Here is a 21,817-nt window from a genome sequence, read left to right on the forward strand (position 1 = left end):
GTCAGCCCTTCGGAATCACCGCGCAGGCGATGCGCGGGCCGGAATTGCCGGCCGGCTGCGTCGTGAAATCGTCGCGGTCGCGGTGCACCACCAGCGCGCGGCCCACCACGTTGTTGACGGCGCCATCGGTCAGCGAGATCGAGTGGTCGTCCACGCTGAAGCGCGCCACGCCGCCGGCGTCGGCCACCAGGCTCGGCAGTTCGCCCGCATGGCTGCCCGCCGCGGCGAACTTGCCGTGCGTGCCGCCGGTCGGGTTGAAGTGGCCGCCCGAGGCGTTGCCGTTGTCGCCGCAGTCGCCCTTTTCGTGGATGTGGAAGCCGTGCTCGCTGCCCGGCACGAGGCCGCGCACTTCGCCCGAGACGCGCACGCCGTGGTCCAGCGCGGTGAGCTTGACCGTGCCGCGGGTCGGGTTGGGCGTGATCGCGGCGGTCGGCACCAGCTCGACGGCCGTGCTCGGCTTGCCGCCCATGCTGCCGCAGGCGGCGAGCACGGCGGTGGCCAGGAGGGCGGTGCCGGTGGCGAAGAGACGACGATGGTTCATGGTTTTTCCTTGGACGGTCCGGACGGAGGCCCGGATGAAAGTTGCGAAGAAGGTTGGGACGAATTGTCGGAAGACCCCGGAACATATACCGGAGCCGGGGGCGCATCGCAATCGGCGGCCGCCTCGGATGCCTCCGCCGCCTGTTTGGCCTCGGCCAGCGCCACCAGCCGGGCCAGCGCCGCATCGTGGATCGAATGCCGCCGCAGCTCCAGCAGCGTCTGCTGCGCATAGTCGAGCGAGCTGCCGTAACGGCCGACCGCGTTGGCGAAGATGTGGCGGTAGCGCTCGTCGCTCAGCTCGCCCGTGAAGTTGGGGCTGCGCCGCGAGAGCGTGAAGGCCAGCGCGTCGACGGGCCCTTCGGCCGTGCCGCAGCGCAGCCACTTGGGGTCGTACACGCCGGTGGGCATCTCGCGCAGCCAGAGGCGGCGCAGCGTCTCCAGCCCCTCGGCCTTGGGCACCCGGAACACCATGCCGCGGCAACTGCCGCCCGAAAGCAGCCCGAACACGAGGCCCGGCGTGTGCACGCTGCCGCGGTTCACGCGGCTCCACATCTTCAGGGCCCGGTGCCAGCCGTGCACCCAGGCCGGGCGCCGCTCGGTGAAGCCGAACTCCGGCCGCCAGATCAGCGAGCCGTAGCCGAAGAGCCAGAGGTCGTCGTGCCCGCCCCAGTCGGCGATCGCGCGCTCCAGCATGGGCTGCGGGTCGCGCAAGGGCTTGGGCATGGGGTCCAGGCCGGGCGGTCCCGGATTCGGCGCGGGGTCCGACACGGGCCTGTCAGGAGCGCCGCCTACAATTTCGGAGTCATGGTTCACCGCACCATTATTTACCGACCCCTCAATTACGGAGCACGCCCACCCATGAGCGACGACGACGGCCAGCAGAATTTCATCCTCGGCTTTCTCATGGCGCTGATCGCGCTGGTGATCTTCTTCGTGGTGGGCATCGTGATCTGGCACAAGGGCCACAGCGCTTCCGGGGCCGCCGCTGCCGCCGTCGCGGCGCAGGGCAAGCCACCGGCCGTGGTGATCTCGTCGCCCCCGCCCGGCGAGGCGCCCAAGCTGGCCGAAGTGACCGAGACGGTCACCGTCACGATCCCCGACGGCGCCAGCATCCGCGTGGTCAACGGCGTGGTGAACTTCTACTTCGCGACCGGCAGCGCCGACCTCGCACCGGGCGCCGCCGAGGCGCTGGCCGCGGTCATCAAGGGCGTGGAGAGCGGCCGCAAGGTGGTGGTCTCGGGCTTTCACGACACCACCGGCGATGCCGCGATCAACGAATCGCTCGCCAAGAAGCGCGCCGAGATGGTGCGCGACGTGCTCGTGGGCCTGGGCGTGCCGGCCGCCAAGATCGACCTGCAGAAGCCCGAGGTGACGGCCGGTTCGGGCAACAACGCCGAGGCGCGCCGCGTCGAGGCCAGGCTGGTGGACTGAGCCCCGTCCACTCTGCAAAAAAAGCCCGGTAACGCCGGGCTTTTTCATGCCCGCTGCCCTGGGGCCCATGCCTGAGTAAATTCGTATCGTTCGGCGCCCGGATTTCATCGGGTCTGCGCGCCTGGCTTGGTACGATGGGCCTCCAGGCCCCCAGTCGCTCCGGCGACACGCAGCAAGAGCCAACGACCCCCATGAGCAGCACACACCCCACCGTCCGCGACGTCACCGATCGCATCCGCGAGCGCAGCCACGGCACGCGCAGCGCCTACCTCGCAAGGCTCGCCGAAATTCGCGACCGCGACCGCGGCTCCGACCGCATGGGCTGCGCCAACGTGGCGCATGCGGTGGCCGGCATTCCGGCCAACGACAAGTTCAGGGTGGTGACCGAGCGCGCCCCCAACATCGGCATCGTCACCGCCTACAACGACATGCTCTCGGCCCACGCGCCGTACCAGGGCTATCCGGACATCATCAAGCAGGAGGCGCGGCGCCTGGGCGCCACCGCGCAGGTGGCCGGCGGCGTGCCCGCGATGTGCGACGGCGTCACGCAGGGCACGCCCGGCATGGAGCTGAGCCTGTTCAGCCGCGACGTCATCGCCATGAGCACCGCCATCGCGCTCACGCACGACATGTTCGATGGCGCGCTGCTGCTCGGCGTGTGCGACAAGATCGTGCCGGGCCTCCTGATCGGCGCGCTGCACTTCGGCCATCTGCCGACCGTGTTCGTGCCCGCGGGGCCGATGCCCTCGGGCCTCTCGAACAACGCCAAGTCGAAGGTGCGAGAGCAAGCGGCGCAGGGCCTCGTGGGCCGGCAAGGCCTGCTCGATGCGGAGATGGCGGCCTATCACACGGTGGGCACCTGCACCTTCTACGGCACCGCCAACAGCAACCAGATGCTGCTCGAGGCCATGGGCCTGCACGTGCCCGGCACGGCCTTCATCCAGCCCGGCGATGCGATGCGGGAGACGCTCACGCGAGAGGCGGTGCGCACGGTGCTCGGCAAGGCAAGCGATGCGGCCTTCAACTGCCCGCCCATTGGCGAAATGGTCGACGAGCGCTGCATCGTCAACGCCATGGCCGCGCTGCTGGCCACCGGTGGCTCCACCAACCACCTCATCCACTGGGTCGCGGTGGCCCGCGCCGCGGGCATCGTGATCGACTGGGACGATTTCTCGAAGCTCTCGGACATCATTCCGCTGCTCACCCGCGTGTACCCCAACGGCAGCGCCGACGTGAACGAATTCCAGGCCGCGGGCGGCCCGGGCTTCGTGATCGGCGAGCTGGTCGGTGCGGGCCTGATGCACGCCGACGTGCTCACCGTGCGCGCCGGCGGCATCGGCGAGTTCGCCAACATCCCGACGCTGGTTGAAGGCGGCGAACAGCGCCTCGCATGGACGCCCGCCGCCCCGTCGAAGAACGACGCGGTCGCGCGCACGGTGGCCGAGCCGTTCAGCGCCACCGGCGGCCTGAAGCTGCTCAGCGGCAACCTGGGCCGCAGCGTGATCAAGGTGTCCTCCGTGCCCGACGACCGCCATGTGATCGAAGCGCCCGCGCGCGTGTTCGATTCGCAGGCCGCGCTGCAGAAGGCCTTCACGGCCGGCGAGCTGGAGCGCGACGTGGTCTGCGTGGTGCGCTGGCAGGGCCCGCAGGCCAACGGCATGCCCGAGCTGCACAAGCTCACGCCGCCGCTGTCGGTGCTGCAGGGCAAGGGCTTTCGCGTGGCGCTGGTCACCGACGGCCGCATGAGCGGCGCATCGGGCAAGATCCCCGCGGCCATCCACGTGTCGCCCGAAGCGGCCGCGGGCGGGCCCCTCGCCAAGGTGCGCGACGGCGACGTGATCCGCCTGGATGCCGTAGCGGGTACGCTCGCCGTCCTGCTGCCCGAAGACGAATGGGCCGCGCGCGAAACCGCGACGCTGCCCGACGCGCAGCGCATCGCCGACGGACACGGCCTCGGCCGCGAACTGTTCGCTGGCATGCGCCGCAACGCATTGACTGCTGAAGAAGGAGCCTGCTCATGGCTATGAACGACAAACTCACCGCCCTCGACGTGATGCGCGACGCACCGGTCATCCCGGTCATCGTGCTCAACGATGTGAAAGACGCCATTCCGCTGGCGCGCGCGCTGGTGGCCGGCGGCATCCGCATGCTCGAGGTCACGCTGCGCACGCCGCAGGCGCTGCAGTGCATCGAGGCCATCGCCAGGGAAGTGCCCGAGGCCGTGGCCGGCGCGGGCACCATCCGCAGCGCGGCCGATGCGCAAGCCTCGGCGCTGGCTGGTGCGAAGTTCGGCGTGAGCCCGGGCTACACGCGCTCGGTCGGCAAGGCCTGCCACGACCTGGGCCTGCCGCTTTTGCCCGGCGTGGCGACCGGCAGCGAAATCATGACGGCGCAGGAAGACGGCTACACCGCGCTCAAGTTCTTCCCCGCGCTGCAGGCGGGCGGCCTGCCGATGCTCAAGGCCTGGCAGGGCCCGTTCGGCGACGTCACCTTCTGCCCCACGGGCGGCATCCATGCGGGCAACGCGGCCGAGTTTCTCGCGCTCTCGAACGTGGCCTGCGTGGGCGGCTCCTGGATCGTGCCGACGGATGCGATCCGCGACGGCGACTGGGCACGCATCGAACAGCTGGCACGCGCCGCGAGCCAGCTGTCTCGCTGACATGCGCACCGGGTTCGATGCGAGCGACCTGAAGGTCATCGCGTTCGACGTGTTCGGCACGGTGGTCGACTGGCACAGCGGCATCGCGGCCGAGGTCGAGCGCGTGCTGCCGGGCGTGGAGGGCGCGACCTTCGCGCTCGCCTGGCGCGCCGGCTACCAGCCCGCGATGAAGGCGGTGATGGAGCGCATCGCGGCCGGCGAGGGCGGCTTCACGTTGCTCGACGAACTGCACCTGAGCATGCTCGAGCAGGTGCTGCGCGATTTCGACATGGCCGACCGCCTCGACTCGGCCGCCAAGCGCGACCTGAGCCGCGCGTGGCACCGGCTGCCGGCATGGCCCGATTCGGTGGCGGGGCTCACGCGGCTCAAGAAGAAATTCACCATCTGCACGCTCTCCAACGGCAACATCGGCTTGCTGACCGAGATGGCCAAGCGCGCCGGCCTGCCCTGGGACTGCGTGCTCTCGGCCGAAGTGTTCAAGGCCTACAAGCCCGATCCGCGCACGTACCTCGGCGTGGCCGGCGTGTTCGATGCGACGCCGGGGCAGGTGATGCTCGCGGCCGCGCACCACGACGACTTGGCCGCGGCGCGCGTGTGCGGCCTGAAGACCGCCTACATCGAGCGGCCCCACGAGTTCGGCCGCGCGCAGCCGAAAGACGTTTCGCCGCAGGCCGAGAACAGCCTGCACGCGCGCGACATCGACGCGCTGGCCGATCTGCTGGGCTGCTGACCGGCAGCCCGGCCTTTCCGATCAATAGCCGTTCGCGGCGCCCGAGCGGCGGTTGTCCGCGGCGCCGCTGTAGGTGGCGCTGCCGTTCGGGTTTTGCGTCACGGCGATGCCGCTGATGCCGCTCAGGAGCCCCGTCACCAGCAGGTTGTCCGTCGTGTAGCCGAAGCGCGTGCGCATGTCGCCCGCGAGCGGCGCCAGCGCCGAGCCGGCCTCCAGTTCCGCATTGCCGTTCTGGCCCGTGAAGTTGGGCGCGTTGACGGCCGCCTGCAGGTCCAGCCCGTACACCACGTTGCCCATGAAGGTCTTCACGATGTAGTCGGGAATCGGCCCGCCGCCCGCCGAGCCCCACACCAGCCGCAGCTTGCCGTCGCCGTCGAAGGCGATGGCCGGCGCGATCGAGGTGCGCGGCCGCTTGGTGCCCGCATAGCCGTTCACCTCCGAGCCGCTGAGCGCCGTGCCCGCCGAGAAGTTCGACATCACGTTGTTCAGCATGATGCCGGCCGCCTCGATGTGCGCGCCCCAGTGCGTGTTGATGGTGGTGGTCATCGAGAGCGCATTGCCGTAGCCGTCGACGATGGCGACGTTGCTCGTCGTGTTCCAGTCTTCGTCGTGCGCGGCGCCGGTCGCTGCCTTGGCGAGCATCGTCTTGCGGGGCTTGGCCAGCGCAGCCATCGTGTCGTAGCCGGCGGGGTCCGTCGCCACGAAGCTGCCGATGTTGCCCGCGGGCGCGGTGGCGAAGGCGGTCTCGCCGATCTGCGCGGCGCGCTTGTCGAGCTCCAGGTCGCTCAGCAGCACCGAGGCGCGCGCGTTGCTGTTCGAGTAGGCCGGGTCGCCGACCACGGCGCGCCGGTCGACGTTCGCGAGCCGGCTCGCCTCGGCCGCGAGATAGACGAAGCGCGGCGTGTCCAGCGCCTTCTCGTCCTGCACGTGCTTGCGCTCCAGGATGCCGAGCGAATACAGCGTGACGAAGCCGCCGAACGAGGGCGCGGGCTGCGTGTAGATGGTGGTGCCGAAGCGCGTGCCGACCAGCGGCTTGCGCTCCACCGCCTTGTAGGCCGGGAAGTCGGCGGGCGCCATCAGGCTCGGGATCGAGGCGATGGTCGTCGCGGTGCTCGGGCTGCCCGCCGGCCCCGAGTTCGGAAGGATCGACTTGCACGGCAGGCTGTCGAGCGTGGTGCGCTGCACGATGGCTTTCACCGTGTCCTGCGCCGGGTCGTAGAAGGCGGTGGCGCCGCCGTCGCGCACGAGCTTCATGGTCTGCGCGAGCTCGGGGTTGGTGATGAGCGTGCCGATGGGCAGCGGCTTCTGCCTGGAGGCATCGGCCGGGTCGCAGTAGCGCTTGGCGATGTCGGGGTACTTGCAGCGCGGCGCGCCCCGCACCGTGTTGGCCGAGTTCACCCACGCGGCCACGCCGGTGCCCGCGGAGACCGGGTTGCCGTCGTCGTCGAACTCTGCGCTGTCTGCGTAGAGCGTCGCGTACATGTACTTGGTCATCGGAAAGCCGTTTTCGGCCAGGCCGATGGCGTCGTCCCACAGCGTGTTCCAGGCCTTCTTGCCGTAGCTGCGATGCACCAGGTCGAGCACCGCGACCGTACCCGGAATGCCCACCGCGCGTGCGGAGATGTTGGTGTTGCCCTGCTGCGAGGAGACGCTCGCGCCGAGCGTGAGGCCCGATTTGCACAGGTTGTACGGCGGCGTGGTGGACACGTCCTGCGCGACGGCCTTGTACACGTCGGCCGCGCCGCCGGTGCTCGAGGGCGCGGCGGAGAGACCGTCGAAGGTGCGCACCTTCTTGCTCGCCGCGTCGTAGTAGGTGATGAGCGTGCCGCCGCCCAGCCCCGAGGCGAAAGGCTCGGCCGTGCCCAGCACGGCCTGCACCGCAATCGCCGCATCGATGGCGCTGCCGCCGGTCGCCAGGATCTTGCAGCCGGCCTTGGAGGCCTCGTAGTGCGCGGAGGTCACCATCAGGTTGGTGCCGGTGATGCCGGCCGTCTGGCCGTGCGGCGCGCCGGCCTGCTGCGTGCACAGGGCGGGATCGAAGCGCACGGCGGGCGGCGCATCGGTGCCGGGCGGCCCGGCGGGCGGGCTTGCCGGTGGCGGCGGCGCGTTGGTGATCGGCAGGGAGGTGAAATTGAACGAGTTGCCGGAGCCGCCGCCGCATGCAGTGAGCGCGGCCAGCGCGGCCAAGGCGGCGACTGGAATGAGTCTGGAGGTGTGCATCGTGAAGGAAATGAAAAACGCCGACGCTGTACCGGACGGCTTTTCAATTTATTGCAACTCGCGTGCCACCAAAGTTCTCGCTTTCCCGGTGTGCGGGCGTCTTTACAGAGGCTCAGTCTGTCAGCAGCTTTTCCACCGTGCGCAGGTTGCGTGCGGTCGTGCTCGACTTGTAGCGCGTCTTGGCCAGCAGCTTGGCCACGGGCGTGTCGGTGCTCTCGCCGCGCGGGCATTGCCAATAGAGCACGCCCTTGCCGCGCTTCAGGCGTTCGAGTTTCGGATCGACGGTGCCGGCCTTTTCCATCACCTCGTCGAGCATCGCGGCGTCGGAGCCGAACACGAGGTACGGATGCCGCTCTTCGTCGATGCGCTCGAAGGGATAGGCCGCGGCCATGTCGGCCACCTGCTTCTGCGTGAGCAGCACGATCCACGCGTCGTAGCCGAAGCGCTCGCGCAGGGCCTGCTCGATGCGCTTGCGCAGCGCGCCGGCATCGCTCTCGCCGGTGTCGAACAGCACGTTGCCGCTCGCGAGCACCGTGCGCACTTCATCGAAGCCGAGCTCGACGAAGAGCGCCTTCAGGTCCGCGCTCTTGATCGTGATGCCATTGACGTTCACGCCGCGCAGCAGCGCGATGTGACGGGTCGCCGCATTCTTCGCGGCCGACTTCTTTGCAGCCTTTGCAGGCTTCTTCGCGGCAGCCATGGCGTTGCGTGGAACGCTCAGCGCAGGCCGGCGCCTTCGGCGGATTCGGCGCGCTGGATGAGCTCGATCTTGTAGCCATCGGGATCGGTCACGAAGGCGATCACCGTCGTGCCGCCCTTGACCGGACCGGCCTCGCGCGTCACGTTGCCGCCCGCCGCCTTGATCTTGTCGCAGGCCGCGTAGGCATCGGGCACGCCGAGAGCGATGTGGCCATAGGCGGTGCCCAGGTCGTAGCTCTCGGTGCCCCAGTTGAAGGTGAGCTCGATCTCGGCCTGGTCGGGGTTGCCCTTGTCGAAGCCGAGGAAGGCGAGGCTGTACTTGTACTCGGGGTTTTCGGAGGTGCGCAGCAGATTCATGCCGAGCACTTTCGTATAGAAGTCGATGGAGCGCTGCAGGTTGCCGACGCGCAGCATGGTGTGAAGGAATCGCATCTCGTGGGACCGTGTGGTTTTTGTGGAAGGGGAAGCCGCTATTGTCGGCTTCCCGCCGCGCCGATCAAGCCGCCGCCGTCAGCAGGTGCGACTCGTGGCGTTCCAGGAATTCCATCAGGTGCTGCGGGTACTCGGGCACCACCGCGTCGCGCACGCTCGGGCGCGCGGCCAGCGCCTTGCGCCAGGCATCGACCTTGGGGAGCGCGGCGAAGATGCGCGAATCGATGAGCGTGTCGAACACCTCGAAGTAGCGGAACACCGGCGCGAAGACCGCATCGACCAGGCTGAAGCTCTTGCCCGCGAAGTAGGGCCCGGCACCGAGCGCGGCTTCCACGCGCTCGAACTTGGCTACCAGCGCGAGGCGCTTCTGCTCGAACACGGCCGCGTCCTGCGTGGTCTCGTAACCCCAGAGGTCGGCGAGGATGGCCGAGCCGAACTCCATCCACGCGCGGTGTTCGGCGCGGGTGAGCGGGTCTTCGGGGTGCAGGCGCGCGCCGGGCTGCGTCTCCTCGAGGTACTCGCAGATCACGTTGCTCTCGAACAGCACGGCCTCGGTGCCATCGGGCCGCTGCACCTTCAGCAGCGGCACCTTGCCGAGCGGCGAGATGTCGAGAAACCACTGGGGCTTGTTCGCCAGGTCGATCACGACGCGCTCGAAGGGCACGCCTTTTTCGCCGAGCGCGATGGCGGCGCGCTGGACGTAGGGGCACAGCAGGTGGCTGATGAGTGTGAGGGGTTGGGAGGTTGGGGACATGGTGGCTCTCCGTCTTGTGTTGCGTACTTGGATCGCCGCGATTCTTGCGATCCCGAACAACCTTTTCCCGGAAAGCCCATTCGCCGATTCGGCGCCTTGTGCTAGGCCGTGGTGTCGAGCCAGTGCGTGATGCGGCCGTTGTGCATCACCCCGATGCGGTCCGCCATCGCATGCGCTTCGGCCTCGTTGTGCGTGACCAGGATGGCGGTCTGGCCGGCCTGCTTCAGGATGCCGCGCACCTCGGCCGTGAGGCGCTCGCGCGTGGCGCCGTCGAGGTTGGAGAAGGGTTCGTCCAGCAGCAGCAGAGCTGGCGAGGGCGCGAGCGCGCGGGCCAGCGCAATGCGTTGCTGCTGGCCGCCCGAGAGTTCGTGCGGATAGCGTTCGCCCGCATCGGCCAGGCCGACCAGCGCGAGCATGTCGGTCACACGCGACTGCTGCGCCGCGCGGCCGAGGCGGCGCAGCCCGAAGGCGACGTTCTTCGCGGCCGAGAGGTGCGGGAACAGCGCGTACTCCTGGAACATCATCCCCACGCGCCGCTGCTCGGGCGGCAGGTGCGAGCGGGCGGACGAGAGCACCACCGCATCGAGGCGAATCGTGCCCACGCGCAGCGGCTCGAAGCCCGCTATGGCGCGCAGCACAGTGGTCTTGCCGCAGCCCGAGGGGCCGAAGAGGCAGGCGATGTCGCCGGCCGCGAGCGACAGCGAGAAGTCGTCGACGACGGTGTGCAGGCCGCGCGGCGTGTCGTACGCGAGCCGGATCGATTCGAGGTGCAGCGCGGAGCTCATGTGTTTTCCGGAACGGGTGCCACGGGCGTCGCGCCCAGCTGGTTGCGCGCGAGCAGCACCACCGGCAGCAGGCCGGCCAGCACGATGGCGAGTGCGGCGATCGCGCCTTCTTCGTAAGTGCCGCGCGCGGCCTCGGCGTAGAGCCAGGTGGCCAGGGTGTCGAAGTTGGCGGGGCGCAGCAGCAGCGTGGCGGGCAGCTCCTTCATCGCGTCGACGAAGACCAGCAGCGCGCCCGCGGCGATGGCCGGCTGCAGCAGCGGCAGGTGCACGCGGCGCAGCGTGCCCGCGGTGGTTTCGCCGAGCAGGCGCGAGGCCTGCTCGATGGCCGGCGGAATGCGCGCGAGGCCGGCCTCGATGCCGCCCACCGGCATCGCGAGAAAGCGGATCGCGCAGGCCACGACGAGCACGATGCCGGCGCCCATCAGCGGCAGGCCTTGCCAGCCGAAGGCGGTGGCGAGCGCGGCGTCGAAGGCCAGCGCGGGCGTGAGCAGCCCGATGGCCAGCACCGTGCCCGGCACCGCGTAGCCCAGCGTGGCGGCGCGTGCCTGCCAGCGCGCGCGGTTGATGCCAGAGCCCTGGCTGCGCGCGGCCCATGCGACGACCAAGCCCGCGGCCACGGCCACGACCGTGACACCCGCGGCCAGCGCGAGCGTGTTGCCGAGGCTCGCGACCAGCCCCTGCGAAACACCGCCGCCTTGGCGCAGCCGCTTGGCGCTTTCCCAGACGAGATAAAGCGCCGGTGCGACGAAGCCGATCAGCACCGGCAGCGCCGTGACTGCGGTTGCCGCCCAGCCGGCACCGCCTTGCAGGCGCCGCGGCTGCACCGCGCGCATGCGCTGCGCCGAGCCGAAGCGCTGGTGCCGTCGGCCGTTGCGTTCGAGCCAGACCAGCGCCACCACCACGAACAGCATCGCGCACGCGATCTGCGCCGCGCCGGCGAGGTCCGAGCGCGTGATCCACGTCGTGTAGACCGCCACCGTGAGCGTGTTCACGCCAAGAAATTCGGAGGCGCCGATGTCGTTGAGCGTTTCGAGCAGCGCAAGGCTCAGGCCCGCCGCGAGGGCAGGGCGCGCGAGCGGCAGCGCCACGCGAAAGAACGCGCCGCGCCGGCTCTCGCCCAGGGTGCGCGCGGCTTCCAGCAGGTGCGCCGGCTGCGTCATGAACATCGCGCGCGCCGTCATGTAGACATACGGATAGAGCACGAAGCCGAGCACGAAGATCGCGCCCGGCATCGAGCGCAGGTCGGGCAGGCGGAACTGGCGCGGGCTGTCGAAGCCCAGCACCCAGCGGATCGCGCCCTGCACCGGGCCGATGGGGTGCAGCAGGTCGAGGTACGCGAAGGCGACGATGTAGGTCGGCATCGCGAGCGGCAGCAGCAGCGCCCAGTGCAGCACGCCGCGCCCCGGAAAGTCATGCGCGGTGACGAGCCATGCGCAGCCGGTGCCGATCACCAGCACCAGCGTGCCGACGCCGGCCAGCAGCAGCGCCGTGTTGAGCGCCGCCTGCGGCAGCACGTGCGCGAACAGCGGTCCCCAGTGCCCGGTGCCCGTGCCGAACGCGAGCCACAGGAGCGTGAGCACCGGCGCGAGCACGCCGATGGCGATCGCGAACGAGGCAAGGCGCCAGGCCGGTCCTGCGGCTTGCAGGGCTGGTGGCTGGCGCCGTGTCATTTGCATTTTTCAGGCACCTGCGAGGCGTGCCTGCCTGCACGCATCACTGATCGAAGCCGACCTTGTCCACCAATGCGCTGGCCTGCTTGCGGTACTTGGCGATCTCGGTGAGCGGCAGCGGATCGACCTTCAGCTCGCCGATGGTCTGGCCGATGATCGGATCGAGCGCCACGCCCTTGCGCACCGGGTACTCGTAGTTGGTCTGCGCGTAGAGCGCCTGCGCCGGCTCGGACACCAGGAACTCGAGCAGCTTGACCGCGTTGCCGCGCTGCGGTGCGTTCCTGGCCACGGCCGCGCCGCTGATGTTGACGTGCGTGCCGCCGCTCCTGGCATTCGCGAAGGTCGGGCGCACGACCTTGATCGCGTCGCCCCACTTGCGCGCGTCGGTGCCTTCCTTGGCGCTCTTCATCTGGCCGACGTAGTACGAGTTGGCGATGCCGATATCGCAGATGCCGCCGAGGATGTCGCGCGCCACGTCGCGGTCGCCGCCCGTGGCCTTGCGCGCGAGGTTGGCCTTGACGCCGCGCAGCCACTGCTCGGTCTTGGCCTCGCCGTCATGCGCGATCAGTGCCGCGACGAGAGCCGTGTTGTAGGGGTGCTGGCCCGCGCGGATGCAGACCTTGCCCTTGTATTTCGGATTCGCGAGGTCTTCGTAGCGGAAGCTCGTGAGCGGCTGCGCCTTGTCGGCGTAGAGCACGCGGGCGCGCAGCGAAAGCGCGAACCACTGGCCGTCGGCGCCGCGCAGGTTGGCCGGAATGGCCGATTCGAGAGCGGGCGATTTCACGGGCTGCGTCACGCCGCCGTCCACGAGGTCCATGAGGTTGCCGATGTCCACGGTCATCAATACGTCGGCCGGCGAGCGCGCGCCCTCGGCCTTGACGCGCTCCAGCAGCCCGTCCTTCACGAACACGGTGTTGACCTTGATGCCGCTTTGCGCGCTGAAGGCGGAGATCAGCGGCTGGATCAGCGCGGACTCGCGCGTCGTGTAGAGCGTGAGCTCTTCGGCGGCATGCGCGGGCAGGGCCGCGAGGGCGAGCCAGACGGTGGTGACACCGATCAGTGCGTGCGCAGCGCGGGTGGTGGCGCCGGAGCGTTGGGTCATGGATCCTCCAGATCGGTAACGTGTTCTTGGGAGACACCGGCGGCTGGCATGCAGCGCCGATGAGAACAATTATCAACAGGAGGGAGGGAAAAGAGCCTTTTGGACTTACGAGCCGAAGGCCTACTGGTGCGTCACCGGGCCGCAGGAATCTCGAACACCAGGCACGTCGTCGTCGCATGCGCGTACAGCGTGCCGTCGGCCCCGACGAGCCGCGCCTCGGCGGTCGCGAGCTGCCTGCCGCAGTGGATCACCTTGCCTTCGGCGCGCACCCGCTGCACCTTCGGCGTGAGGCCCTTGACGTAGTTCACGCTGAGCTCGGCGGTCGTGTAGGCGCGGCCGGCGGGCATCATGGTGTGGACCGAGCAGCCCAGCGCCGAATCGAGCATCGTGGCGACCCAGCCGCCGTGGATGGTGCCCAGCGGGTTCAGGTGCTGCGCGAGCGGCGTGCCCTGGAACACGGCCACGCCGGGGCTTACGGAGACGATCGTGAAATCCAGCGTCTTGGCGATGGCCGCGTAGGGAATGTCGCCGTTCAGCATCGCCTGCATCACTTCGAGCCCGGTCTTGCCGGCGATCTGCTCGGGGCGGGCGAGGCCGGGGCCGGGGCCGTTGTCCAGGCGCTCGATGATCACGCGCTCCTCGGCGATCCATGCGTCGAGCTGGTCGAGCTTGCTGGTGGGTTGCGTCATGCCTGTATTTCTCCTGGGGGCTTTGGCGGGATGATTGGGTTGCATATGCAACAGTTGCACCTACAATAATACCCCATGGACATCCAGACCAAGCCGCGCGGCTGCACCAGTTTCAAGGTTCGACAGCTCATGCGTCGCCTGTCGACGCACTACGACGCCGAGGTGTCAAAGAGCGGCCTGAAGACCACGCAGTATTCGCTGCTGTCGCACCTCAAGCGCCTGGGTGCCGTCCGCCCGGTGGACTTCGCGGCCGAGCTCAAGATGACCGCCTCCACCCTGAGCCGCAACATGCAGCCGCTGATCGCCGCCGGCTGGGTCGCGCAGAGCGCCGGCGCCGATGCGCGCAGCCGTCTGGTGGCGCTCACGCCCGAGGGCGACGCCAAGTGGCGGGAAGCCCAGCACCACTGGAAGATCGCGCAGCAGAAGCTCAACGCACTGCTGGGCGTGGAGCGCGTGCTGGCGCTGCACCTGCTGATCGACGAGTCGCTGGAGCTGTTCGGCGTTGAAGACGCGCCCGACTGCAGCGACTGACCCGCACCGCCCACAACACCCGACCCCACCTCTTTCGCCCGGCGCGCATGGCCGCGCATGGCCCTCGCTTTCTCTCCTCCTCCACACCCTATTCCAACAGCAGAGGCCCCATGTTCGCCACCCAAGTTTCCGCATGGCTGCAGCGCCGCGGCATCCACTACGGATGGATCGTCGCCGCCATCACCTTCCTGACGATGCTGACGATGTCGGCCGCGCTGGGCCTGCCGGGCGCGATGCTGCAGCCGCTCACCAAGGAGTTCGGCTGGAGCACCGAGCAGATCTCCTCGGCGCTCGCGCTGCGCTTCGCGCTCTTCGGCCTCATGGGCCCGTTCGCCGCGGTGCTGATGGAGCGTTATGGCCTCCGCGCGGTGATCTGCACCGGCCTCGCGCTGGTGGGCCTGGGCATGGCGCTGGTCACCATGGCTTCGCAGCTGTGGCAGCTCTTCGTGCTCTGGAGCCTGATGCTGGGCCTGGGCACCGGCATGACCGCGCTGGTGCTCGGCGCGGTGGTGGCCAACCGCTGGTTCGTCGCGCGCCGCGGGCTGGTCATCGGCATGCTCACGGCCAGTTCGGCGACGGGGCAACTGGCGTTCCTGCCGTTCGCGGCCTGGATGATCGAGCACTGGGGCTGGCGCTCGGCCATCGTGCCGATCGTGATCGGCAGCGTGCTGATCGCGGTGCTCGCGCTGTGCCTCATGCGCAATCGCCCGTCCGACCTCGGCCTGCTGCCCTACGGCGAGGTGCCCGGCACGCAACCCGCCGCGCCGGCCGCGCCCGTGGCGATGATGAACTTCGCCACGCCGTTCCGCGTGCTGCGGGAAGTGGCGACCAACCGCACCTTCCTGATCCTGGCCGCCACCTTCTTCATCTGCGGCCTGAGCACCAACGGCCTCGTGCAGACGCACTTCATCTCGCTGTGCGGCGACAACGGCATGGGCGCCGTGCCGGCCGCCTCGGTGCTCGCGATGATGGGCGCGTTCGACTTCGTGGGCACCATCCTCTCGGGCTGGCTCTCGGACCGCTACGACAACCGCAAGCTGCTCTTCTGGTACTACGGCCTGCGCGGGCTGTCGCTCTTCTGGCTGCCGCATTCGGAATTCACGATCTACGGCCTGGGCCTCTTCGCGATGTTCTACGGCCTCGACTGGATCGCCACCGTGCCGCCGACCGTCAAGCTCGCGGGCGCGGCCTTCGGTCCGGCCAAGGTGGGCCTCGTGTTCGGCTGGGTCTTCGCCGCGCACCAGCTGGGCGCCGCCACGGCCGCCTACGGCGCGGGCTTTGCGCGCACGCTGCTCCTGACCTACACGCCGGCGCTGTACGCGGCCGGTGCGGCCTGCCTCGTCGCGGCCGCGATCGTCATGCTGATCCGCCGCCCCGCAGCCAAGACCGGCGCGTCGGTCACGCCCACGGCGGCAGCGCGCGCCTGATCACCCGAAGGCCCCGCCATGACCACCTCCGCCACCGCCGACCTCGACCCGCGCACGCGCCTGCTGCTGGAGGCACCCATCGTGCCGACGCTGCTGCGCCTGGCCGCCCCCAACGTGCTCGTGATGGTGGCGCAGGCCTCCGTCGGGCTCATCGAAACCTACTTCGTCGGCAAGCTCGGCACCGACGCGCTCGCGGGCATGGCGCTCGTGTTCCCGATCGTGATGCTGATGCAGATGACCTCCAGCGGCGCCGTGGGCGGCGGCATCGCCTCGTCGATCGCCCGCGCGCTCGGCGCGCGGCGCCGCGACACCGCCGATGCGCTGGTGTGGCACGCGGTGGTCATCGCGCTGGGCTTTGGCCTGTGCTTCACGCTCGCGCTGCTGTTCGGCGGGCGCTGGCTCTACGGGATCATGGGCGGCGCGGGCGCTTCGCTCGACGCGGCGCTCACGTACTCCAACTGGGTGTTCGCGGGCGCGGTGCTGGTGTGGCTCTTCAACTCGCTCGCCGCGATCATTCGCGGCACCGGCAACATGTCGGTGCCGGCCAACGTGACGGTGGTGGGCGTGGTGTTCCTCATTCCCGCCTCGCCGCTTCTGATCTTCGGCTGGGGGCCGATTCCGGGCATGGGCATTGCGGGCGGGGCGATCGCGCTGCTGCTGTACTACCTGCTGGGCTCGATCGCGCTGATCGCCTACCTGCGCTCGCCGCGCAGCCTGCTCAAGCCGACGCTCGCGGCGCTGAAGCTCCAGTGGCCGCTGTTCCGCGACATCCTGCGCATCGGGCTCGTGGGCGCGGTGTCGACGGTGGCGACCAACCTGTCGATCGGCATTGCGACCGCACTCACCGGCCACTTCGGTTCGGGCGCGTTGGCCGGCTACGGCACGGCGTCGCGGCTGGAGTACCTGCTGGTGCCGCTGGTGTTCGGCCTGGGCGCGCCCCTGGTCGCGATGGTCGGCACCTGCATGGGCGCGGGGCAGCGCGAACGCGCGCTGCGCGCCACCTGGGCCGGCGCGGCGCTGGCCTTCGCGCTGACCGAGACCATCGGCCTGGCGGCCGCGCTGTTCCCGCGGCCGTGGCTGCTGCTGTTCGGCAATGACCCCGCGATGCTGGAGACAGGCGCGCACTACCTGCGCGTGGTGGGGCCGCTCTACGGTTTCTTCGGCGTGGGGCTTGTCCTGTATTTCGCCTCGCAGGGCGCGGGTCGTTTGCTGTGGCCGGTGCTCGGCAACATCGCGCGCCTGGCCGTGGCGGGCACGGGCGGCTGGCTCGCGCTGCGCTGGGGCGGCGGGCTCACCGGCGTGTTCGCGGCGCAGGGCGTGGCGCTGGTGGTGTACGGCATCGTGATCGCCTCGGCGATCGCGGGCGGCGCCTGGTTCGGCCGCGTGGGCTGGCCGCGCACGCCCACCGGATTGCTGCGCCGCGTGGCGCAGGTTTGAACGGCACCCCTCAAGAAAAAACCCGGGCGCTCGGCCCGGGTTTTTTCGTTCTTGTCGATCAGTTGCGATACGGATTGTTGGGCCGGCGGTCGTAGCGGTTGGGCACGCCGTCACCATCGTTGTCGCGGCGGCCGCCGTAGTGGCGGCGGTCGTCCCAGCGGCGGCCGTGATCGTAGCGGCCATCGCGGTAGTAGCCCGGGTGGTAGTGGCGCGGCGGCGGCGGCGGCGCGTAGTAGCGGCGCGGGGGCGGCGGTGCGGGCACCACGTAGACCTGGGCCTGGATGAAGCGGCCGCCGGTCTGGGCCTGTGCCGGTGCGCTGAGTGCAGCCAGCGACATCAGGGCGGCTGCGGCGAATGCGAAAGTGAGCTTTTTCATGGCAACTCCGGTGGAGTGGTTGGAAGCCTCATCGTCGTTGCCTTGTGTGAACCTTGTGTAAGGCTGAGGCGAAATCGGATGAAGAGCTGTAAGCAGCCCGTAGAGGTGTGACGTCAGGTGGGCATGCCCTGATCCTAAGGGCTCTCGCACGCGCGAGGCACTGTCGCAGGTGTGCCGTTGGTTGTAGGCCGGGAGGCCGTGCCGCTGTGCGCTCAGGCGCGCGGGGCGGGCAGCATGCGGCGCAGCGCCTCGAAGAACAGGTCCGACTGCTCGCGCTCGCCCTGGATCTGCGCGGCCACCTGCGCGGCCAGCTTCGCATCGACGGGCGCGAGCGGCCGCCCGGTCGATTGCGCGATCACCTGGTGCAGGCACGCCCGTTCGAGGTAGTACAGGTCGTCGTAGGCATGCGCGATGGTGGCGCCCGCCACGATCACGCCGTGGTTCGCGAGAAACGCGATGTCCTTGCCGGTCATGGCGCGGGCGATGCGCTCGCCCTCGGCGTCGTCGAGCGCCAGGCCGTTGTAGACCGCGTCGATCGCGATGCGGTTCATGTAGCGCATCGCGTTCTGGCTCGCGGTCGCATCGAGCGCGCGGTCCACCGTGAGCGTGAGCGCGGTGGCATAGGGCATGTGGCAATGCAGCACGACCGCATGGCCGGTGAGCCGGTGCACCGCGCCATGAATGAAGAGCGCGGTGGGCTCCACGCGATGGCGGCCGGCGAGCACCTCGCCGTGCACGTCGATCAGCACGATGTCCTCGGGGCCGATCTCGCTCCAGTGCAGGCCGCGCGGGTTGATGAGGTAGCGGTCTTGCGCGCCCGGCAGCATCACGCTGAAGTGGTTGCACACGCCTTCCGACAGGCCGTGATGGGCGGCCGCGCGCAGGGCCAGCGCGAGGTCTTCGCGCAGCTTGCGGACGGCGGGGCTGGCGTAGTCGGAATCTGCGGACATCGTGTCTCCTTCGTTTTTCTTGTGGATCGGGCAGTGGATCAGGCGTGCGGTCAGGCGTGCGGTCAGGCGTGGGTGAGGCCCGTCCAGGCCGCGATGAATTTCTTCGCATCGTCGCGCACCGCGGCGGCCTGCTTGCCCGGCTTGTAGAGCGCGGAGCCGATGCCGAAGCCGGCGGCGCCCGCCGCGCGCCACTCGCCCATGTTCAACGGCGTGATGCCGCCCACGGGCATCACCGGCGTGCCGGTGGGGAGCACCGCGAGCAGCGCCTTCACCACCGCGGGCGAGGCCAGCTCGGCGGGGAAGAGCTTCAGCCCCGTGGCGCCAGCCGCGAGCGCGCCGAAGGCCTCGGTCGGCGTCATCACGCCCGGTAGGCACACCATGCCCAGCTTCACGGCCTCGGCGATGACCGCGGCATTGAAGTTGGGCGACACGATCAGCTCGCCGCCGGCCGCATGCACCTCGCGCACCTGCTGCGCATCGAGCACCGTGCCCGCACCCACCAGCGCCTGCGGAAAACGCTTGCGCATGAGCGCGATGCTGTCCAGGGGCTGCGGCGAATTGAGCGGCACTTCGAGCAGCCGGAAGCCGGGCTCGACGATGGCGTCGCCGACATCGGCGGCCTCATCGGGCGCGAGGCCGCGAAGGATGGCCACGAGCGGCAGGTCGCGCATCGCGGCGTTGAATTTTTCGAGGGGCGTGGTCATGGCTGGATTCTGTTGGTATCTGCTGCAAGAAAGCCGGACAGCGCATGCAGTCCGGCCCAGGTGGCCTCGGCGCCGAGCGTGCGCGTGGCAACGCCGGCGGCGCGCAGGGCCAGGGTGTAGCGCTCGGTGAGCACGGGCGAGCCGATCAGCACCACCTCGCCGACTGCCTGCAGCGATTGGGTGCGAAGCTCCTCGCCGATCAGGAGGCCCGAGAGGTAGCTGGCCAGCTCTTCTTTCGGCATGCGCTCGAACAGCGCGAGCGTGCGCGCGCCGAAGGCGTTGTGCAGCAGGCCGTGGCCGTTCTCGGATTGGGTCACGCCCTGCAGGAAGGCCGCTTCGTCCAGCGGCGCGGCGGCATCGAGCGTGCGCGCGAGGATCGAATGCTGGCTCAAGAGCGCGTAGAACTCGCCGGTCATGCAGGTGCGGAAACCCGAGACGCGGCCCTTGCGCACGGTGGCCCATTTGTTGTGCGTTCCGGGCAGCACGAAGAGGCCGTCGCTCGCGCCGGTGAGCGCCATGGCGCCGAAGATCTGCACCTCCTCGCCGCGCATCACGTCGGGCACGCCGTCGTGCTCGTCGCTGAGGCCCGGCACGATGGCGATGCGCGCACCGGGAATGGCGTCGATGTGGATGATCTTGCGGCCCACCTCGACGCGGCCCGCGGGGCAGGCGCAGTACGGCGCCTCGACCCAGCCCTGCTTGCTGCCGGCCATGCCGGAGATGAGGCACTGCGCGCCTTCAAGGCGCATCCAGTCGCCGAACAGCGCCTCGAAGACGGCGGGGAAGCCGCCTTCAGGCACCTTCAGGATGCCGCGCGCATCGCTGCGTTCTTCGAGCACCTTGCCGTCTGCATCCAGCAGTGCGCCGCGAAGGGAACTCGTGCCCCAGTCGATTGCTACCAGTCTTGTCATTCAATGATTGTCGCGCGGGACGAACGCTCCGCGCCGGCCGCGCAGGAAAGCCAGGTCCGCGCCCTGGTCGGCCTGCAGCACCGTATCGACGTAGAGCTTCCAGTAGCCCGAGTCGAGCGGGGCTTTCGGCGCCACCCATTTCTCGCGGCGCCTGGCCAGTTCTTCGTCGCTCACGTGCAGGTGCAGCTTGCGGTTCGGCACGTCGAGCTCGACGATGTCGCCGTTCTGCACCAGCGCCAGCGGGCCGCCCGCCGCCGCTTCGGGTGCCGTGTGCAGCACCACCGTGCCGTAGGCCGTGCCGCTCATGCGCGCATCGCTGATGCGGACCATGTCGGTGATGCCGCGGCGCAATACCTTCGGCGGCAGCGGCATGTTGCCCGCCTCGGCCATGCCCGGGTAGCCCTTCGGTCCGCAGTTCTTGAGCACCATGATGCAGTGCTCGTCGATGTCCAGGTCCTCGTCGTCGATGCGGCTGTGCAGATCGTCGGCGCTTTCGAACACCACCGCGCGGCCCTTGTGCACCAGCAGTTCGGGCGTGGCCGCGCTCGGCTTGATGATGGCGCCGTTCGGCGCGAGGTTGCCGCGCAGCACGCAGATGCCGGCCTTGTCCTTGAAAGGCTCGGCCAGCGGGCGGATGACCTCCGGGCCGTAGTTCTCGGCGTCCTTCACGTTGTCCCACAGGCTCTGGCCGGTGACGGTGAGGATGTCCTTGTGCAGGTGCCGGGCGATCTCCTTGATGACCACCGGCAGGCCGCCCGCGTAGCAGAAGTCTTCCATCAGGAACTGGCCCGAGGGCTGCAGGTTCACGAGACACGGGAGCTCCGAGGCGAGGCGGTCGAAGTCGTCGAGCGTGAGGTCCACGCCGATGCGGCCCGCGATGGCCAGGAGGTGGATCACGAGGTTGGTCGAGCCGCCCACGGCTGCGTTCACCTTGATCGCGTTTTCGATCGCCTCGCGCGTGAGGATCCTGGACATGTTCATGTCCTCGTGCACCATGTCTACGATGCGCCGTCCCGCCTGCCGCGCGAGCACGTTGCGGCGACCGTCCACGGCGGGGTAGGCCGCATTGCCCGGAAGGCCCATGCCCAGCGACTCGACCATGCAGGCCATGGTGCTCGCGGTGCCCATCGTCATGCAGTGGCCGTGGCTCCGGTGCATGCAGCTCTCGGCCTCGAAGAAGTCCTGAAGCTTGAGCGTGCCCGCGCGCACCTGCTCGCTCATCTGCCACACGCCGGTGCCCGAGCCCAGCTCCTGGCCGCGCCACTTGCCCGAGAGCATCGGGCCGCCCGAGACGCCGATGGTCGGCAGGTCCACGCTGGCCGCGCCCATCATCAGCGCGGGCGTGGTCTTGTCGCAGCCCATGAGCAGCACCACGCCATCGAGCGGATTGCCGCGGATGCTTTCTTCCACGTCCATGCTCGCGAGGTTGCGGTACAGCATGGCGGTGGGGCGCAAAAGGGTTTCGCCCAGCGACATCACCGGGAACTCGAGTGGGAAGCCGCCTGCTTCGTACACGCCGATCTTCACCTGCTCGGCGAGCGTGCGGAAATGCGAGTTGCAGGGCGTGAGTTCGCTGAAGGTGTTGCAGATGCCGATGACCGGGCGGCCGTCGAACTGGTCGTGCGGCACGCCCTTGCCTTTCATCCAGCTGCGGTAGATGAAGCCGTCGCGGTCGTGGCGGCCGAACCATTGCTGGCTGCGCAGTTCGCTGGCTTTTTTTCGGGGGGGAGTGCTCATCGGTTGTCTCTCTCGATTGCCGGATTCGGTGCG

Annotated in this window: 22 protein-coding genes; 7 read left to right on the plus strand and 15 right to left on the minus strand. The window is 69.4% G+C overall.

All coding sequences use genetic code 11. The annotated features are described in order from the left end of the window. Position 1 precedes the first annotated feature (1 nt). Together JC881_RS28600 and JC881_RS28605 are read right to left on the minus strand one after the other, a co-directional pair. The gene (locus tag JC881_RS28600; protein ID WP_198789150.1) at positions 2–541 is read right to left on the minus strand and encodes a superoxide dismutase family protein; all 540 of its coding nucleotides are present in this window, start codon (positions 539–541) and stop codon (positions 2–4) included. Continuing rightward, positions 538–1,263, minus strand: coding sequence for a gamma-glutamylcyclotransferase (locus JC881_RS28605; RefSeq protein ID WP_198789152.1), 726 nt, complete (start codon positions 1,261–1,263; stop codon positions 538–540). The genes JC881_RS28600 and JC881_RS28605 overlap by 4 nt, the downstream gene beginning before the upstream one ends. A gap of 135 nt (positions 1,264–1,398) precedes the next feature. On the opposite strand from JC881_RS28605, the gene JC881_RS28610 reads away from it, so the two are divergent. The 4 genes from JC881_RS28610 (at position 1,399) to JC881_RS28625 (ending at position 5,360) form a co-directional block, all read left to right on the plus strand. Then, on the plus strand, positions 1,399–1,971 hold the full coding sequence (locus JC881_RS28610) for an OmpA family protein (protein WP_198789154.1): 573 nt from the start codon (positions 1,399–1,401) through the stop codon (positions 1,969–1,971). A 191-nt stretch (positions 1,972–2,162) separates the two neighbouring features. Next, positions 2,163–3,998 carry a phosphogluconate dehydratase gene (gene edd / locus JC881_RS28615; RefSeq protein ID WP_198789156.1) on the plus strand — a complete coding sequence of 612 codons (1,836 nt, stop codon included), beginning with the start codon at positions 2,163–2,165 and terminating at the stop codon, positions 3,996–3,998. Next, entirely contained in the window at positions 3,995–4,630 is a 636-nt protein-coding gene (eda, locus tag JC881_RS28620; RefSeq protein ID WP_443083378.1) for a bifunctional 4-hydroxy-2-oxoglutarate aldolase/2-dehydro-3-deoxy-phosphogluconate aldolase, read from the plus strand. Before edd ends, eda begins: the two co-directional genes overlap by 4 nt. Position 4,631: 1 nt before the next feature. Then, positions 4,632–5,360, plus strand: a complete 729-nt coding sequence (locus JC881_RS28625) for a haloacid dehalogenase type II (RefSeq protein WP_198789160.1) — start codon at positions 4,632–4,634, stop codon at positions 5,358–5,360. Positions 5,361–5,381: 21 nt separating this feature from the next. On the opposite strand, the gene JC881_RS28630 is transcribed toward JC881_RS28625, so the two are convergent. The 8 genes from JC881_RS28630 to JC881_RS28665 all read right to left on the minus strand — a co-directional run bounded on the left by JC881_RS28630 (position 5,382) and on the right by JC881_RS28665 (position 13,711). After that, on the minus strand, positions 5,382–7,580 hold the full coding sequence (locus JC881_RS28630; protein ID WP_198789162.1) for a gamma-glutamyltransferase family protein: 2,199 nt from the start codon (positions 7,578–7,580) through the stop codon (positions 5,382–5,384). Positions 7,581–7,692: 112 nt separating this feature from the next. Continuing rightward, positions 7,693–8,280, minus strand: a complete 588-nt coding sequence (locus JC881_RS28635) for a DUF1697 domain-containing protein (RefSeq protein ID WP_198789164.1) — start codon at positions 8,278–8,280, stop codon at positions 7,693–7,695. A gap of 17 nt (positions 8,281–8,297) precedes the next feature. Continuing rightward, on the minus strand, positions 8,298–8,711 hold the full coding sequence (gloA, locus tag JC881_RS28640; RefSeq protein WP_198789166.1) for a lactoylglutathione lyase: 414 nt from the start codon (positions 8,709–8,711) through the stop codon (positions 8,298–8,300). Between the two features lie 64 nt (positions 8,712–8,775). Then, entirely contained in the window at positions 8,776–9,465 is a 690-nt protein-coding gene (locus JC881_RS28645) for a glutathione S-transferase family protein (RefSeq protein WP_198789168.1), read from the minus strand. 101 nt (positions 9,466–9,566) lie between these two features. After that, positions 9,567–10,250: an ABC transporter ATP-binding protein gene (locus tag JC881_RS28650; RefSeq protein ID WP_198789170.1), complete on the minus strand. Its 684-nt coding sequence runs from the start codon at positions 10,248–10,250 to the stop codon at positions 9,567–9,569. Next, a complete protein-coding gene (locus tag JC881_RS28655) occupies positions 10,247–11,926 on the minus strand; it encodes an ABC transporter permease (RefSeq protein ID WP_198789172.1) in 1,680 nt (559 codons plus the stop codon). The genes JC881_RS28650 and JC881_RS28655 overlap by 4 nt, the downstream gene beginning before the upstream one ends. A gap of 37 nt (positions 11,927–11,963) precedes the next feature. Beyond that, positions 11,964–13,022: a Fe(3+) ABC transporter substrate-binding protein gene (locus tag JC881_RS28660; RefSeq protein WP_198789174.1), complete on the minus strand. Its 1,059-nt coding sequence runs from the start codon at positions 13,020–13,022 to the stop codon at positions 11,964–11,966. A gap of 131 nt (positions 13,023–13,153) precedes the next feature. Beyond that, a complete protein-coding gene (locus tag JC881_RS28665) occupies positions 13,154–13,711 on the minus strand; it encodes a PaaI family thioesterase (protein WP_198789176.1) in 558 nt (185 codons plus the stop codon). Between the two features lie 75 nt (positions 13,712–13,786). On the opposite strand from JC881_RS28665, the gene JC881_RS28670 reads away from it, so the two are divergent. The 3 genes from JC881_RS28670 (at position 13,787) to JC881_RS28680 (ending at position 17,106) form a co-directional block, all read left to right on the plus strand. Beyond that, on the plus strand, positions 13,787–14,242 hold the full coding sequence (locus tag JC881_RS28670) for a MarR family winged helix-turn-helix transcriptional regulator (protein ID WP_198789178.1): 456 nt from the start codon (positions 13,787–13,789) through the stop codon (positions 14,240–14,242). A 110-nt stretch (positions 14,243–14,352) separates the two neighbouring features. Then, complete coding sequence (locus JC881_RS28675; protein WP_198789180.1) at positions 14,353–15,669, plus strand: MFS transporter; 1,317 nt, start codon at positions 14,353–14,355, stop codon at positions 15,667–15,669. An 18-nt stretch (positions 15,670–15,687) separates the two neighbouring features. Further along, positions 15,688–17,106 carry an MATE family efflux transporter gene (locus JC881_RS28680; RefSeq protein WP_198789182.1) on the plus strand — a complete coding sequence of 473 codons (1,419 nt, stop codon included), beginning with the start codon at positions 15,688–15,690 and terminating at the stop codon, positions 17,104–17,106. Positions 17,107–17,164: 58 nt separating this feature from the next. Here JC881_RS28680 and JC881_RS28685 read toward each other — a convergent pair whose 3' ends face one another. From JC881_RS28685 to JC881_RS28705, 5 genes are all read right to left on the minus strand, one after another. Continuing rightward, on the minus strand, positions 17,165–17,482 hold the full coding sequence (locus JC881_RS28685) for a hypothetical protein (protein ID WP_198789184.1): 318 nt from the start codon (positions 17,480–17,482) through the stop codon (positions 17,165–17,167). Positions 17,483–17,694: 212 nt separating this feature from the next. Next, the gene (locus JC881_RS28690) at positions 17,695–18,432 is read right to left on the minus strand and encodes an aldolase (protein WP_198789185.1); all 738 of its coding nucleotides are present in this window, start codon (positions 18,430–18,432) and stop codon (positions 17,695–17,697) included. 62 nt (positions 18,433–18,494) lie between these two features. Beyond that, positions 18,495–19,136, minus strand: coding sequence for a 2-dehydro-3-deoxy-6-phosphogalactonate aldolase (locus JC881_RS28695; RefSeq protein ID WP_198789186.1), 642 nt, complete (start codon positions 19,134–19,136; stop codon positions 18,495–18,497). Next, on the minus strand, positions 19,133–20,047 hold the full coding sequence (locus JC881_RS28700) for a 2-dehydro-3-deoxygalactonokinase (protein ID WP_198789187.1): 915 nt from the start codon (positions 20,045–20,047) through the stop codon (positions 19,133–19,135). The genes JC881_RS28695 and JC881_RS28700 overlap by 4 nt, the downstream gene beginning before the upstream one ends. Further along, positions 20,048–21,784, minus strand: coding sequence for an IlvD/Edd family dehydratase (locus JC881_RS28705; RefSeq protein ID WP_198789188.1), 1,737 nt, complete (start codon positions 21,782–21,784; stop codon positions 20,048–20,050). Between the last annotated feature and the right edge of the window lie 33 nt (positions 21,785–21,817).

This window comes from Variovorax sp. IB41 (assembly GCF_016405905.1).
Classification (GTDB): Bacteria; Pseudomonadota; Gammaproteobacteria; order Burkholderiales; family Burkholderiaceae_C; genus Variovorax.

What these genes read in the sequence shown, in the direction of transcription:
- JC881_RS28600 (WP_198789150.1), bottom strand. Translation starts at nt 541, where the DNA reads ATGAACCATCGTCGTCTCTTCGCCACCGGCACCGCCCTCCTGGCCACC.
- JC881_RS28605 (WP_198789152.1), bottom strand. Translation starts at nt 1,263, where the DNA reads ATGCCCAAGCCCTTGCGCGACCCGCAGCCCATGCTGGAGCGCGCGATC.
- JC881_RS28610 (WP_198789154.1), top strand. Translation starts at nt 1,399, where the DNA reads ATGAGCGACGACGACGGCCAGCAGAATTTCATCCTCGGCTTTCTCATG.
- edd (WP_198789156.1), top strand. Translation starts at nt 2,163, where the DNA reads ATGAGCAGCACACACCCCACCGTCCGCGACGTCACCGATCGCATCCGC.
- eda (WP_443083378.1), top strand. Translation starts at nt 3,995, where the DNA reads ATGAACGACAAACTCACCGCCCTCGACGTGATGCGCGACGCACCGGTC.
- JC881_RS28625 (WP_198789160.1), top strand. Translation starts at nt 4,632, where the DNA reads ATGCGCACCGGGTTCGATGCGAGCGACCTGAAGGTCATCGCGTTCGAC.
- JC881_RS28630 (WP_198789162.1), bottom strand. Translation starts at nt 7,580, where the DNA reads ATGCACACCTCCAGACTCATTCCAGTCGCCGCCTTGGCCGCGCTGGCC.
- JC881_RS28635 (WP_198789164.1), bottom strand. Translation starts at nt 8,280, where the DNA reads ATGGCTGCCGCGAAGAAGCCTGCAAAGGCTGCAAAGAAGTCGGCCGCG.
- gloA (WP_198789166.1), bottom strand. Translation starts at nt 8,711, where the DNA reads ATGCGATTCCTTCACACCATGCTGCGCGTCGGCAACCTGCAGCGCTCC.
- JC881_RS28645 (WP_198789168.1), bottom strand. Translation starts at nt 9,465, where the DNA reads ATGTCCCCAACCTCCCAACCCCTCACACTCATCAGCCACCTGCTGTGC.
- JC881_RS28650 (WP_198789170.1), bottom strand. Translation starts at nt 10,250, where the DNA reads ATGAGCTCCGCGCTGCACCTCGAATCGATCCGGCTCGCGTACGACACG.
- JC881_RS28655 (WP_198789172.1), bottom strand. Translation starts at nt 11,926, where the DNA reads ATGCAAATGACACGGCGCCAGCCACCAGCCCTGCAAGCCGCAGGACCG.
- JC881_RS28660 (WP_198789174.1), bottom strand. Translation starts at nt 13,022, where the DNA reads ATGACCCAACGCTCCGGCGCCACCACCCGCGCTGCGCACGCACTGATC.
- JC881_RS28665 (WP_198789176.1), bottom strand. Translation starts at nt 13,711, where the DNA reads ATGACGCAACCCACCAGCAAGCTCGACCAGCTCGACGCATGGATCGCC.
- JC881_RS28670 (WP_198789178.1), top strand. Translation starts at nt 13,787, where the DNA reads ATGGACATCCAGACCAAGCCGCGCGGCTGCACCAGTTTCAAGGTTCGA.
- JC881_RS28675 (WP_198789180.1), top strand. Translation starts at nt 14,353, where the DNA reads ATGTTCGCCACCCAAGTTTCCGCATGGCTGCAGCGCCGCGGCATCCAC.
- JC881_RS28680 (WP_198789182.1), top strand. Translation starts at nt 15,688, where the DNA reads ATGACCACCTCCGCCACCGCCGACCTCGACCCGCGCACGCGCCTGCTG.
- JC881_RS28685 (WP_198789184.1), bottom strand. Translation starts at nt 17,482, where the DNA reads ATGAAAAAGCTCACTTTCGCATTCGCCGCAGCCGCCCTGATGTCGCTG.
- JC881_RS28690 (WP_198789185.1), bottom strand. Translation starts at nt 18,432, where the DNA reads ATGTCCGCAGATTCCGACTACGCCAGCCCCGCCGTCCGCAAGCTGCGC.
- JC881_RS28695 (WP_198789186.1), bottom strand. Translation starts at nt 19,136, where the DNA reads ATGACCACGCCCCTCGAAAAATTCAACGCCGCGATGCGCGACCTGCCG.
- JC881_RS28700 (WP_198789187.1), bottom strand. Translation starts at nt 20,047, where the DNA reads ATGACAAGACTGGTAGCAATCGACTGGGGCACGAGTTCCCTTCGCGGC.
- JC881_RS28705 (WP_198789188.1), bottom strand. Translation starts at nt 21,784, where the DNA reads ATGAGCACTCCCCCCCGAAAAAAAGCCAGCGAACTGCGCAGCCAGCAA.